The organism is Candidatus Halobonum tyrrellensis G22 (assembly GCF_000495475.1).
Classification (GTDB): Archaea; Halobacteriota; Halobacteria; order Halobacteriales; family Haloferacaceae; genus Halobonum; species Halobonum tyrrellense.
This window is the reverse complement of record NZ_ASGZ01000034.1, coordinates 51,337-63,812: the sequence shown is the minus strand read 5'-3', so window position 1 is coordinate 63,812 and position 12,476 is coordinate 51,337. Positions and strand designations below refer to the sequence as shown.

The following is a 12,476-nucleotide window of genomic DNA, read 5'->3' as shown; positions in this document are numbered from 1 at the left end:
TTTCTACACTCTCGTCCGAAACGGCCGGGCGGGGGTCAGGGGTCGACCGCCCACCGCGCCGCCAGCGTCGGGAGCGGCGTCGTTCCCACGTCGACGAACGTCCCGCCGGCGTCGGCGACGCCGCCGTCGGCCTCGGGGGTGTCGCCGACGTGCGTCAGCGACCCGACGGGCGCGTCGAGGCGGCCCGCGAGCGCCTCGAACGCCCGCGCGTCGGGCTTGCACCACCCGCAGGCGACGCTGGAGACGACGGCGTCGAAGTCGTCGCGCGCCAGCCCCGAGCGGACGAGCGTCCGCCCGACGAGTTCCGGGACCGCGCAGTTCGACAGCAGGCCGACCGGGCCGCGGTCGGCCGCCGCCCGGACCGCCTCGGGCGCCCCCTCCCGGGTGGTCACCTCGGGGTCGAACGCGGCGACAACCGCCCGGCGGGCGGCGTTGCCCGGCGCGTCGACGCCGCGGGAGGCGAGCGCCGCGGTGACGTGTGCGGGCAGGGGCACCTCCGCGCCCGCCGGGGCGTCGACGTGGGGTTCGCGGTACGCCTCGGCCCAGTCGTCGGGGACGGCGACGCCGCGCTCGCGGAGTTCGCGGCCGACCGCCGCCGCCGTGTCGGCGGGCCGCGGGACGTCCACGAGCGTCCCGAACAGGTCGAAGGAGGTGGCCGTGGGACTCACTGCCGGTCGTTCGCGCCGGCGTCTCAAGTACGCTCCGCTCCGTGCGGGGCGGAGAGCGGGACGGGCAGCGAGCGGGCGGGGGGAGAGTGGGGGCGGCGCGGGCGGCGCTCACCTCACCGACAGCGCTCGATGAAGTTCTCGAACACCTCCTGTCCGCGTTCGGTGTGGGAAACCTCGGGGTGCCACTGGACGCCGTAGAGGTCGCGGTCGGTGTCGCTCATCGCCTCGACGCCGCAGACGTCGCTCTCGGCGGTCCGCGTGAACCCCTCGGGCACCTCGGTCACCTCGTCGGCGTGGCTCGCCCACGTGCGCGTCGAGGGGGCGAGCGACCCCACGAGGGGGTCGTCGTCGTCGAGGATCTCCACTTCGACGTCGGCGTAGCCGCCGTAGTCGCCCGACCCGACGACGCCGCCGAGTTCCCGCGCCATGAACTGGTGGCCAAGACAGATGCCGAGGACGGGCACGTCCGCGTCGAGATACTCCCCACACCGGCCGACCCGGTCGATGCTCGGGCCGCCCGAGAGGACGACCCCGTCGGCGTCGACCTCCGCGGCGGGCGTCTCGTTGTCGACGACCTCGCTCTCGACGCCCGCGTCCCGGAGCGCGCGCCCCTCCAGGTGGGTGAACTGACCGTGGTTGTCGACCACCACGATGCGTGGCTCGCTCATACGCCGTGTTACGCGGACGTGGTGAAAAGCGGGGCGGTTCGACCCGAGACATGCACGAACGTGCGCGCCGGCGGGGTCGAGGCGTCGACCGCGACGCTCGGCCGACCGACCGACCGACCGGGGGGACCGGAAGGGGCCGCGGGGGCCTCCACGGTCGTGTCGTCACAGTCCGCAGTCGTCGTGTCGCCGTCGGTCCCGTCGCCCGACTCCCCCCAGCCGACCGCTCAGCCGTCCGACTCGGACGACCGTTCGCTCGCCGTCGAAAAACCCATCTCGTCCATCTCCCTGCCGCGCCGTGACTCCCGCTCCGCTATCGCCTCCGGGACCGGACTGGCGTCGTCGTCGACCCGCGCGAACCCCCCGTGGACCTTGGCGTGACACCACCGGCAGAGCGCGACCGTTATCTCGTGGCTCGGACGGTCGCCCTCGTCGTTCGCGTTCGCCGCCGTTCCGCCCGCGCCGCCCCGGCGGCCGGTCCCGCCGCTCCCCCCGTACGAGAGGTGGTGCTCCTCGACCAGCGGTCGACTCGAATCGTGGGCCATCCGGGTCTCGGGGAGCCCGCACCGGCGGCACTCCTTGCCGTCGGTCGTGTCGCGGTAGTGGGGGCAGTCGCGCCACTCGACGCCCTCGCCGGCGACGACGCAGTCGTAGCCGTCCGCGCGCCGGTCGGCCGCGAACCCGGGGTCGTCGCCCGCCCGGTCGAGCGCGAACCGGCACCGGCCGTCGCCCGTCAGGTGGTCGCACGCCCCCGCGTGCTCGTAGGGGTCCTCGACGCCGACCGGCGTCCCGTCGGGCGTCTCCTCCATACCCCGCGTCGCCGGCGCGGCGACTTAACCCGACCGGTGGGAGGGGCCGCGCGTCCGAGCGGCCGGCCGCGTCGGCGACACGAACAGGGCGACCCGACCCGACGACCGGCCGTCCGCGCCGCCCACCGACCGCGAGTCTCACGCCTGATACGGGCGACGAAACAGTGATGGCCGCGGCGGGGACACCACCGGTCGTGCAGTTGGTTCACCGTCCCGCGGACGGCCGGGGGGAGCGCGTGCTCGCCGACCGGGCCGAGGTCGCCGAGTCGTTCCTCGCGCAGGCGCGCGGGCTGATGTTCCGGCGGTCGATACCCGAGGGGTACGGGCTCGTCTTCCCGTTCGGCGAGGCGGCGTCGCGGAGCCTCCACATGGTCTGTGTCCCGTTCGCCATCGACGCGGTGTGGCTGGTCGACGGCGAGGTGTGCGGCGTCGACCGCCTCCGGCCGTGGGTCGGTCTCGCGCGCGCGAGGGCCGACACCGTGGTCGAACTCCCCGCGGGCGCCGCCGACGGCGTGGAAGAGGGCGACCGGGTGGAGCGGCGCGAGTCGGCGGGGCGGGCGGACGCCGACGAGGGGCACGACCAGCCGAGCCGACGGGTCTCGGGAGCGTCCCCGGAGCCGGCGGAGTAGCCGACCGGCCGCCGCGCCCGCAATTCTTGCCCGCCGGGAGCCGGACCGGTCGATTTATCACCGTGCCAGTCGCAGCCGTGAGTGAGTTCAACATGGCTCGTGAACGCTTTATCGGGGTCCCCCGATAACTACGCACCCACACTCGACGACACGACCGAGGTCTCGTTTCTAGACACCACCCTGCGCGACGGCGAGCAGATGCCGGGCGTCTCGCTGGCACCCGACGAGAAGGCCGACATCGCCGACGCGCTCGACGCCGCGGGCGTCGACGTGATCGAGGCCGGCTCCGCGCCCACCAGCGACGGCGAACGCGAGGGGATCGCCCGCGTGGCCGACCTGGGGCTCGACGCCACCGTCACCAGTTTCGCGCGCGGCGTTCGCGCCGACGTGGACCGCGCGCTCGACTGCGGCGTCGACGGCGTCAACCTCGTGGTCCCCGCCTCCGACCGCCACATCGAGACGAAGGTGGGCACCACCCGCGAGGGGGTGCTCGACACCACCGCCGACCTCGTGGCGTACGCCCGCGAACACGGTCTCTGGGTCGAGGTGCTCGGCGAGGACGGCTCGCGGGGCGACCTCGACTTCCTCGACGACCTGGCGCGGACCGCCTTCGACGCGGGCGCCGACCGGGTCTGCTACTGCGACACCGTCGGCGCCGCCTCGCCCGAGCGGACGTACGAGGCGGTGTCTCGGCTGGCCGAACACGGCCCGACGTCGACGCACACCCACGACGACCTCGGGTTCGCGGTCGCCAACGTCCACGCCTCGCTCGTGGCGGGCGCGGACCTCGTCCACGCGACGGTCAACGGCGTGGGCGAACGCGCCGGCAACGTCGCCTTGGAGGAGGTGGCGGTCGCGCTCTCGGAGTGTTACGGTATCGAGACGCTGACCCTCGAACACCTCTCGGGGCTCGCCCGTCAGGTGGCGGACGCCACGGGCGTCTACCCCGCGCCGAACAAGGCGGTCGTCGGCGACAACGCGTTCGCCCACGAGAGCGGCATCCACACCGACGGGACGCTCAAAGACGAGACGATGTACGAGCCGTACCCGCCGGAGTTGGTGGGGCGGGAACGCCGGCTCGTTCTCGGCAAACACGCCGGCCGCGCGGGCGTGGAGGCCGCGCTCAGGGACCTGGGGTTCGACCCCGACGACGACGAACTCGGCGCGGTGGTCGCGCGCGTGAAGGAACTCGGCGACCGCGGCAAGCGGGTCACCGACGCCGACCTCCGGGCGGTCGCGGCGGACGAACTCGACCGGGGGCGCGACCGCCGGGTCGAACTCCGCGCGCTGACCGCCACCAGCGGCGACGGCATCCCGACCGCGAGCGTCCGCCTCGCCGTCGACGGCGAGGAGCACACCGCCGCCGGTACCGGGAGCGGCCCCGTCGACGCCGCGATGAACGCGGTGCGGGAGGCGTTGGCCGACGACGACGCCCGCCTCGACTCGTATCACGTCGACGCGGTCACCGGCGGCACCGACGCCGTCGTCACCGTCGAGGTGACGATGCGCCGGGGCGACCGGCGCGTCACCGTCTCGGCCGCCGACGCCGACATCACCCGCGCGAGCGTCCAGGCGGCGGTCGACGCGCTCGACCGCCTGCTCGCCGACGAGGCGCGCGACGACGACGGGACTCCCGAGGGTGGCGCCGTCCGCCCCGCCGACTCCGGCGACGACTGACGCCGCCGGGCCGTCCGGACGGGCGGGCTACCGGCGGGTAGGCGGCGCGAAACTAACCCGGAGTCGTCCGTTCTCTCACCCATGACCGGCGCGCGACGGTCGACGCTCGCGGCCGCGCTCCTCGCGGGCAAGGGGTTCGACGCCGTCTCGACGGTGGTCGTGCTCTCGCTGTCCGACTCGGTCCGGGAGGCGGTACCGCTCTCGCGCGCGCTGATGGCGGCGTTCGGCCCGGTCGGCGGGATGGTCGTCCTCACGGTTCTCACGCTCGTCGCGTTCGGCCTGCTGGCGGAGGCGGGCGTGCTCGTCGAACGCCGGTGGCCCGACGAGACGCCCGACTGGTACGCGCCGACGCTCCGCGCGGGCGTCTATCTCGGTCCCGCGGTCTGGTTCGCGCTCGTCGGCGTCCGGAACTTCACGCACCTGCTGTGAGTCGGCGGCGCGGGCGGTGGCGGCCGGGACCGACCCGGGTCCGTCGTCGTCGGTCCGAACCCCCGGTCCGTCGGCCGGATCGCTAAGGGTTTACGTACGAGCGGGCCCGACCCGTCCGCGTGTACGTCGTCGAGGTGAAACCGTCGGCGCGGAAGGCCAACGGGCCGGTCGGCCGCGCCGTGGTCGAGGGTGGCGGCCGCCGCGAGTTCGACGACCGCCCGGCCGCCGAGGCGTGGGCCGACACCCTCTCCGAACGCGGCGGCCGCCCCGTCTGGATCCGGACCGCCCACCCCGCCGACCGGAGCGACGTGGACGGCTACCTCGTCAGCCGCCAGCGACAGCTGTTGGACCTCGACGGCGCGTACGACAAGCGCCGGCGTCGCCTCCGCGACGACCGGAGCGAACGGGGGACGCTCGCCGCGTACGACCCGTGAGCCGCCGGGTCACACCGCCCCGTCGGTCCGGTGGTTCGGGTCTCCGGGCGGCGACCCCGCTGTCGTGACGGCCGCGCCGCCGCCGTCGCGACTCCGGTCCCCGTTTCAGTCCTCCGCGCCGGCGCTCACCCGAACGGCGGCCGGTTCGGACTCGCACACGCCGTCCTCCGTTCGTCGCGGTGCGCCTCGTAGAAGCCGAGGGGGTGATTCGACCCCCGACGGGACGGTCGCTCCAGTCGCTCGTGCTGTGACTCGTGGGGTCGAACCCCGCCGGGAATCCGTTGGCCTCACGGGGACGCGGGTGAACCACGGAGGCCTCTCACGGAGTGGGTCGGGTGAAGAGCGCCGAGGGGGAGATTTGAACTCCCGAGTCCGAATGGACAGCAGATTTCGAATCTGCCGCCTTGGCCAGGCTAGGCTACCTCGGCTCACTCGGCAAGAGGAGGGGTGGTCATTAAGCGGTTTCGGTTCGGTACCAACGCCAGCGCCGGGACCCGGGAACTTATCCCGGCGCCCGTGCGGACACACCACATGGATATCCCCGACGCGAGCGCGGCCTGCCGGGACGTGCTCGACGCCCTCAGCGGTGCGATCGTCGCCGACGAGTCGTTCTTCGAGGACATCCTCCTCGGTCTCCTCTCGCGCGGCCACGTCCTGATCGAGGACGTTCCCGGGACGGGCAAGACGCTGACCGCGCGGTCGTTCGCCACCGCGCTGGGCCTGTCGTTCTCGCGCGTGCAGTTCACCCCGGACCTCCTCCCGTCGGACGTGACCGGGACGAACGTCTACGACGAGGGCGCCGGCGAGTTCGAGTTCTCGAAGGGACCCATCTTCGCGAACGTCGTCCTCGCCGACGAGATCAACCGCGCGCCGCCGAAGACGCAGGCCGCGCTGTTGGAGGCGATGGAGGAGGAGCAGGTCACCGTCGACGGCGACACCTACCCGCTGCCGGACCCCTTCTTCCTGATCGCGACCCAGAACCCCGTCGAACAGGAGGGGAACTTCCCGCTACCGGAGGCGCAACTCGACCGGTTCAACGTCAAGACGGCGATGGGCTACCCGGACATGGCGGGCGAGGTGGAACTGCTCCGCCGCCGCGCCGGCCGGGTCGAACAGGATCCTTCGGTCGGGCGCGTCCTCGACGAGGAGCGGGTGAAGGGCGTCCGCGACGCGCCCGAGGACGTGCGCACCGACGACGACCTGCTGGAGTACATGGCCGCCGTCACCCGCGCCACCCGCGAGGACCGCCGGGTGGAGGTTGGCGTCTCCCCGCGGGGCACCCAGCGGCTGTTCGAGGCCGCGCGCGCGTCGGCGGTGCTCGCCGACCGGGGGTTCGTCACGCCCGACGACGTCAAGCGGGTCGCCGGGCCGGTGCTCACCCACCGTCTCGTGCTCACGCCCGACGCCAAGGTGGGCGACGTGGCCAAGTCGGACGTGCTCGACGCGGTGCTCGACCGGGTCGAGGTGCCGACCGTCCAGGGGAGCGAGGCGGCGACCTGACCGGCGCGCCGGTCGGCCGGTCGACTCGACTGGACACGGCCGCGGCGTCGGCGCGGGTCCGACTCCGGAGGTAGCGGAGACGGGAGAGAGAAAGGGGGAATGGGGGGAGTCGTCCGGCCGGCCGGGGGCCGCCGATGCGATCAGGTGGGAGCCACCCACCCACCGATGGAGACGTCGGCGTCCGGCATAACTATGCGGCTCGTACTCGGCCAGTAGCCGGCTCCCAACTCGCCGGGAGGGCCACGCCGTCGGCGGAAGCCGGCTCCGGACTCGACCGGGCCGGCCCCGAACTCGACCGGAACTACCGGAGCGCGCTCGCGAGCGCCACCACGCCGACCAGGAGGAACACGAGCGCGACCAGCGGTTGGCCGCCCGCGGCGGCGGTGTAGACGCCGAAGGCGACGGCGGCTGACACCGACCCGACGGCGACGCTCGCGGCGGCGTGGACCGCGACGTTGCGCGTCGCGTCCGTCTCCCGGCCGAGCTGTTCGCCCAGCCCGAGCGCGTGGTCGCCGAGGTCCCACGCGAGCGCCGCGCCGACGCCACCGACGAGCAGCGGTCCCGGCCCGGCGCCGGAAACGCCCGCGAGCAGCACCGCGAGCACCTGCCCCGCGGCGCCGTACCCGAGGAGGCGCCCCGACGGCCGGAGCAGCCCCGCGAGCACGAGCACGAAGCCGGCGGCGGCCACCCCGCCCGCGGTGACCGCGAACAGGGCGGTCGCCGCGACGGTGAGCGCGGCCGCGGCCGTCGCGGCGGCCACCCCGGCCGTCGGCGGCCGTCTGGTGACCGTCACCGCGACCACCGCGCGGCCGCCCGGTCGAGTTCGGTCGCCAGCGCCTCCTCGCCCCAGTCGACGACGCGGAGTCCCGCCCCGCGGAGCGCCGACAGCCGGGCCGCCCGCTCGACGCGCGCGAGCTGCCGGCCCGGTGTGTCGCCGGCGGTCGGGTCGGGGCTGATCACCGTCACGGCGTGCCCGTACGCGTCGAGCCGTCGGGCGACAGTCACCGAGAAGTCGTCCGGCACCGGCGAGAACAGGATCACCTGCGCGTCCGCCGGAAGCCGCCGGCGGAACCGCTTGAGCCACGTCGTCGGCAGGAAGCGGTCGTCGGTCGGCGTCGGCGCGAGCGAGGGGTGGGTCGCGAGCAGGTCGCGCGCCTCCGCGCGGTGGTCCGACCCGGTGCTCGGCGGGAGCCAGCAGTCGCCGGGGGCGAACGCCGCGACGCCGACCCGGTCGCCCGTGTCGACCAGCGCGGAGAACGCCTGACTCGCCGCGTCGACCCCCCGTTCGACCGCGTTCGCCTCCTCGGCGTCGCGCGCGAGGTATGCCTCCGGCCGGGCGTCGATACACAGCACGACCGTCGCGGCGCGCTCCTCGCGGAACTGTAGCGTCGACAGCTCGCCCGTCCGGGCGTACCGCGCCCAGTTGACCCGGCGTGCGGGGTCGCCGTGGCGGTACTCCCGCGTCGAGTGGAACTCCAGACCCGCGCCGCCGACGTCGGTCGCCACCCGGCCGGCGTACGGCGTGGTCAACCCCCGGAGCGGCAACGCCCCCGAGGCGGTCAGCTCCGGCGCACACCGCATCGTCGTCTCGACCGTCTGCTGCTCGTCGTGCTCCTGCGAGCCGCTGGGGTTACGCGTGACGACGTGGACCGGCCGCCACTCGTGGGCGCCGCGGACCGCGGTGACGGTGTACCGCAGCGTCGCGGACTTGCCCGGCCGGAGCGCGGTCCCGAGCCGCGCGGGGTCGTCGCTCGCGAGCGCCGGCGGCACGCCGTCGACCAGCCGGAGGTCGGGGACGACGCCGTCGCCCGCGTTCCGGACGCGCAGGGTGACCGTCACCTCGTCGCCCGGCGCGGGCGAGGGGTCCGACAGTTCGCGCGTGATGTCGAGTTCCGGCCGGGGCGCCGAGTCGCCGCGGGCGTAGGCGGCGTACGCGACCCCGACCGCCCCGACGAGCAGCAGCGGCGGGTGCCGCAACAGCACCCCCAGCCCCACCGGGAGCAGCGCGAGCCCCGCGACGCCCGTCCACCGGCCCGTCGGGAGCACGCCCGCCGGCCGGATCTGTTCGGGGAGACCCCGGCGCTGCCCGCCGCTCCGGTCGCGGCTCCGCGGGCTCACCGGCGCACCTCCGCGAGTCGGTCGCGGGCCGCGTCGACGCTCCGTCGGCCGGCCTGACGCGCCGCGTCGAGCGCCGCCCGGCGCGCCGAGACGTCCGCCGCCGGGTCGCGGTCCCGCTCCGTCTCGGTCCCCGCCTGGACGGCCGAGATGGCCGCGATGGTCCGGGTCGCCGCGAAGCGGAACTCCGTCCCCGACCCGAACACGCGACGGATCCGGACCGACGCCGGCAGGGGGACCGCGCCGTCGTCGGCGAGGAACCACGCCGCCACCGGGTCGGCGGTCCACGTCCCCTCTTCGAGCGCCTCGCCCACGTCGGCCGTCCCGTAGTCGCCGCGCGCGCGGAGCGTCTCGCGGGCCGCGTCCGCGAGCCGGCGGCGGAACTCGCGCCGGCGCTTGATACTCGTGCGCGCGGCGCCCCCCGCGTCCGACACCAGCGCGTCGACGTCGTCGCCGGGCGTCGGCACCCGGTAGCGGTCCTCGACGTCCGCCGTCTCGGTCGCCCGCCGGTCGGCCATCCGGCTCTCGTTGGCGAAGCGGAGCCCCTGAACCAACGCGAGCACGCCGACGAGCGTGACGAACACGTAGTTCAACTGGAGCAGGCCGGCCAGCCCCCGCTGGACGAGGACGACGAACCCGAACAGCACCGCGACCACGCCGACGACGACGGTGGCTCTCATCGCTCGCCCCCCTCGTCACGCTCGTCGTCGCGGTCCGCGTCGACCGCGCGCTCCTCGTCGCCGTACGTCTCCTCGATCTGTCTGAGCGCGTCGATGGCGCGCTCCTCGCGGTCGGGGGTCGGGTCGGCCCCGCCGTAGCGCACCTCCTCGAACACGTCGGTCAGCGCGAGCACGTCCTCGCGGTCCATCCCGGCTTCGACCGCGGCGGCCGCGAACTCCGCGGGCGTGCTCGACGCCGGCCGGTCGACGTCGAGTAAGTCGGTCATCTCCCGCCACGCGCGGTACACCTCGTTCTCCAGCCCCGAGTCGCCCTCAAGCCGGTCGGCCGCCTCGCCCGCGGCGACCCCGACCGCCGCCCGTTGTTCGGGGTCGGGGATCTCCGGTTCGTCGTCGGCGACCCCCTCGTCGTCGTCGCCCGTCGAGACGAACAGCAGCGCGAGGCTGCCGAGCACCGCCACCGCGAGCAGGACCGCCGCGAGCGCCGTCGGCGTCGACACCGCCTCGCCCGCGGCGTTGAGCCCCGCGTTGCCGCCGCCCGACCCGAGACTCGAGTTGTTGGCCGGGGCCGGCGACGCGGCGGGGAACAGGTTGCCGCCCGTCCGACACGACGTGAGCACGAGGTAGACGACGGCGAACGGCACCAGCGCCGAGACGGTGAAGATGCCGCTGAGGAGCGCCGACCCCATGACCCGGTAGGCCGCGCCGAAGAACAGCACTACACCGCCGAGAAGGAGGAGTTGGACCAGCGGGCGAGTCAGGAACGTGACGCAGACCGCCAACCCCGTCGCCGGCCCGGCGCTCCCGTTGGCCGAGTCGCCCAACGGGAGTTGGCTCCCCTCGTCGTTCCCGATGCCGGCCCCGGACGCGGACCCGAACCCGAACCCGCCGCTGTTGGTCGTCGTCGCCGAGTCGAGGGTGGCGGCCGCGACGCCGAGCGCGAGGACGGCGATGACGGCGATGACGGCGGTGAGGACGGCCCGATTGTCTGCCACGACACCCCATAGCAGGATATCCCGGTTGAACCTTTCGACGGACGGCGTCGGGAGTGGGTGCGACCGACCGGCCCGCGGGGACGAACCGGCGATGGTTCGGGTGTAGGCGGGACGGCCCGGGGCGTATCGGAGCGAAGCAGAGATGTCGGAGCCGACCGAACGGGTCGCGGGGAGGGCCGCCGCTCGTCGGTACCACCGTCGGCGCGGCGGCCGCCCCGGCCCCCGCCGCGGACTCAGTCCTCGAACGGCGAGGCCGCCCCCGGCGGCTCCTCGCCGGGGAGGGTGATGACGTTCCCGCGGCCGACGTCTATCTTCGTCACCTCGCCTCGCTCGTCCATCCGCGAGAGCACGCGGCTCACCTTCGACTTCGACCAGTCGGTGCCGCCGACGACCTCCGTCTGCGGGAGTCGCCCCCCGTTGGCCTCGAGGAGACCGACGACGACCGTCTCGTCGTCCGGTTCGGCCGCCGAATCGCCGACGCCCGCCGCAGGCGCTCCGACCGACGCCCCGACCGACCGGGTGGCCGTCGCCTCGGACGCTCCCTTCCGGCCGGCGTCCGTCGCGGCGCCGTCGGCCGGCGCGGCCGAGTCGGCCCGCCGCGTCGACGGACCCGTGGTGTCGGCCGTCGGGCCAGCCGGGTCGGTCCCGGACTCCACTGCGCTCGCTCCGCGGCGGAACGTGACGGCGAACAGCCCCGACGCGACGACGAGGACGACGAGACCGGCGACCGCTATCGTGTTCATTGGGACACCCACCGGTTGGATCGCATTCCAGTTAGTAACGAGTCGCGTTATATCCGGTTACTAGGTCGATACGGAGCCGTGCAACAGTGTGAAACCGTTCGTCTTGCTAATAGGTACGTCCGGCGATACGGGTCGACCCTATCCGTTCGGGTAGCTGTTCGGACGGGACGAGCTAGAATCCGGGCGACGGTCGGGTTCCCCGACCGACCGCCGCCGGACCGTGCCACGCCGGGGAGAACCCCGGATGTCGGGACGCCGGTCGACTCAGCGGCGTCGAACCCGGACGCTGTCGTCAGTGGGGATGACGACGGCGTCCATGAGCGACGCGAAGGTGTCGACCGTTCGGTCGTCGTGTGCCCCCTCGTCGAGGTGGTAGTGAGCGAACGCGTCGACGGCCGTGAGACGGTTGCTCATCGCGTTCAGGAACCGGTAGGTTCGCTGTCTGTCGACGTACTGTAAGAGCGCCGTGAGCGACGGGAGCCAACAGACGGGGCGACCGCCGGACGACTCCAGCGCCGAACAGAGTTTGTCGAGTGCCACACCGACGTCGGTGAGGTTCGACGGCGAAGACACCGTCTCGACAGTGACTGTCGGGTCGGGGCCGGTCTGCTCCGCGATAGTGCCCTGCGGGGTCGCGTCGAGGACGTACACCGCCCGATTCGAGTCCCGCACGCGCTCCGACAGTACGGCCGCGTCCGACCGCGTGAACGCGACGAACAGGACCGCCCCGTCGGTACACGGGCCGATACCCGTGTCGTCCGTCCAGAGCCCCGACCCGGACGCGCTCCGTGGCGCATCCAACACCAACACGTTAGCGGCGTCCGAGAGTCGGCGCGGTAGCGAGGCTGCCTCGCCACCTGTCGACGGGTGCGGCGTCCCTGACATGGCGTTCTCAGCGTAGCAAACCAGGGACTAAAAGGTAGGAATCGGTCCCGACAGTTTTGCCGCAACTGGAACAACCGTTTCGCAGCGTTGCAGGTACGATCCCGATAACCGTCGCATACCGAGTCGGTAAACAACTCGGAACCAGTCTCGGGCAGGTTCTCCCCCGCTTGCGGTTTTCCGCCGAAGGGCTGGCGTACCCCGTCGGGCAGGGCGACCCACCTGGGCGCGAGCCGGACACCGGGCGAGCGAC

Annotated in this window: 13 protein-coding genes, 1 tRNA gene and 1 pseudogene; 5 read left to right on the top strand and 10 right to left on the bottom strand. The window is 73.8% G+C overall.

Annotation, left to right across the window (positions count from 1 at the left end; all coding sequences use genetic code 11):
* Nucleotides 1–35: 35 nt before the first annotated feature.
* From K933_RS10510 to K933_RS10500, 3 genes are all read right to left on the bottom strand, one after another.
* Nucleotides 36–668, bottom strand: coding sequence for an HAD family hydrolase (locus tag K933_RS10510; protein WP_023394715.1), 633 nt, complete (start codon nt 666–668; stop codon nt 36–38).
* A gap of 113 nt (nt 669–781) precedes the next feature.
* Nucleotides 782–1,336 (bottom strand): GMP synthase subunit A, encoded by a 555-nt coding sequence (locus K933_RS10505; protein WP_023394714.1) that lies wholly within the window; start codon nt 1,334–1,336, stop codon nt 782–784.
* Between the two features lie 224 nt (nt 1,337–1,560).
* The gene (locus K933_RS10500) at nt 1,561–2,142 is read right to left on the bottom strand and encodes a DUF7097 family protein (RefSeq protein ID WP_023394713.1); all 582 of its coding nucleotides are present in this window, start codon (nt 2,140–2,142) and stop codon (nt 1,561–1,563) included.
* 167 nt (nt 2,143–2,309) lie between these two features.
* Between K933_RS10500 and K933_RS10495 the strand changes: the two are divergent.
* The 4 genes and pseudogenes from K933_RS10495 to K933_RS10480 all read left to right on the top strand — a co-directional run.
* A pseudogene (locus K933_RS10495) lies at nt 2,310–2,675 on the top strand (DUF192 domain-containing protein); the annotation flags it as partial.
* A 177-nt stretch (nt 2,676–2,852) separates the two neighbouring features.
* Nucleotides 2,853–4,448 (top strand): 2-isopropylmalate synthase, encoded by a 1,596-nt coding sequence (locus tag K933_RS10490; protein WP_049947779.1) that lies wholly within the window; start codon nt 2,853–2,855, stop codon nt 4,446–4,448.
* Nucleotides 4,449–4,529: 81 nt separating this feature from the next.
* Nucleotides 4,530–4,877 (top strand): hypothetical protein, encoded by a 348-nt coding sequence (locus K933_RS10485; protein ID WP_023394710.1) that lies wholly within the window; start codon nt 4,530–4,532, stop codon nt 4,875–4,877.
* Between the two features lie 119 nt (nt 4,878–4,996).
* The gene (locus K933_RS10480; RefSeq protein WP_023394709.1) at nt 4,997–5,311 is read left to right on the top strand and encodes a hypothetical protein; all 315 of its coding nucleotides are present in this window, start codon (nt 4,997–4,999) and stop codon (nt 5,309–5,311) included.
* Nucleotides 5,312–5,654: 343 nt separating this feature from the next.
* Here the strand turns inward: K933_RS10480 and K933_RS10475 are convergent.
* A tRNA-Ser gene (locus K933_RS10475) sits at nt 5,655–5,739 on the bottom strand.
* 103 nt (nt 5,740–5,842) lie between these two features.
* Between K933_RS10475 and K933_RS10470 the strand changes: the two genes are divergently transcribed.
* Nucleotides 5,843–6,811 (top strand): AAA family ATPase, encoded by a 969-nt coding sequence (locus K933_RS10470; RefSeq protein ID WP_023394708.1) that lies wholly within the window; start codon nt 5,843–5,845, stop codon nt 6,809–6,811.
* A gap of 301 nt (nt 6,812–7,112) precedes the next feature.
* Here K933_RS10470 and K933_RS10465 read toward each other — a convergent pair whose 3' ends face one another.
* From K933_RS10465 to K933_RS10440, 6 genes are all read right to left on the bottom strand, one after another.
* Complete coding sequence (locus K933_RS10465) at nt 7,113–7,604, bottom strand: DUF7519 family protein (protein ID WP_049947787.1); 492 nt, start codon at nt 7,602–7,604, stop codon at nt 7,113–7,115.
* Entirely contained in the window at nt 7,601–8,929 is a 1,329-nt protein-coding gene (locus tag K933_RS10460) for a DUF58 domain-containing protein (protein ID WP_023394706.1), read from the bottom strand. The genes K933_RS10465 and K933_RS10460 overlap by 4 nt, the downstream gene beginning before the upstream one ends.
* Nucleotides 8,926–9,606 (bottom strand): DUF7269 family protein, encoded by a 681-nt coding sequence (locus K933_RS10455; protein ID WP_023394705.1) that lies wholly within the window; start codon nt 9,604–9,606, stop codon nt 8,926–8,928. The genes K933_RS10460 and K933_RS10455 overlap by 4 nt, the downstream gene beginning before the upstream one ends.
* Nucleotides 9,603–10,598: a DUF4129 domain-containing protein gene (locus K933_RS10450; RefSeq protein WP_023394704.1), complete on the bottom strand. Its 996-nt coding sequence runs from the start codon at nt 10,596–10,598 to the stop codon at nt 9,603–9,605. Before K933_RS10450 ends, K933_RS10455 begins: the two co-directional genes overlap by 4 nt.
* Nucleotides 10,599–10,831: 233 nt before the next feature.
* Nucleotides 10,832–11,341 carry a helix-turn-helix transcriptional regulator gene (locus tag K933_RS10445; protein ID WP_023394703.1) on the bottom strand — a complete coding sequence of 170 codons (510 nt, stop codon included), beginning with the start codon at nt 11,339–11,341 and terminating at the stop codon, nt 10,832–10,834.
* Between the two features lie 264 nt (nt 11,342–11,605).
* Nucleotides 11,606–12,226 (bottom strand): DUF7504 family protein, encoded by a 621-nt coding sequence (locus K933_RS10440; protein ID WP_152529804.1) that lies wholly within the window; start codon nt 12,224–12,226, stop codon nt 11,606–11,608.
* Nucleotides 12,227–12,476: the final 250 nt, after the last annotated feature.

Bases quoted from the DNA above. Each gene is read 5' to 3' on its own strand.
- K933_RS10485 (WP_023394710.1), top strand. From the start codon at position 4,530: ATGACCGGCGCGCGACGGTCGACGCTCGCGGCCGCGCTCCTCGCGGGC.
- K933_RS10500 (WP_023394713.1), bottom strand. From the start codon at position 2,142: ATGGAGGAGACGCCCGACGGGACGCCGGTCGGCGTCGAGGACCCCTAC.
- K933_RS10440 (WP_152529804.1), bottom strand. From the start codon at position 12,226: ATGTCAGGGACGCCGCACCCGTCGACAGGTGGCGAGGCAGCCTCGCTA.
- K933_RS10455 (WP_023394705.1), bottom strand. From the start codon at position 9,606: ATGAGAGCCACCGTCGTCGTCGGCGTGGTCGCGGTGCTGTTCGGGTTC.
- K933_RS10505 (WP_023394714.1), bottom strand. From the start codon at position 1,336: ATGAGCGAGCCACGCATCGTGGTGGTCGACAACCACGGTCAGTTCACC.
- K933_RS10470 (WP_023394708.1), top strand. From the start codon at position 5,843: ATGGATATCCCCGACGCGAGCGCGGCCTGCCGGGACGTGCTCGACGCC.
- K933_RS10445 (WP_023394703.1), bottom strand. From the start codon at position 11,341: ATGAACACGATAGCGGTCGCCGGTCTCGTCGTCCTCGTCGTCGCGTCG.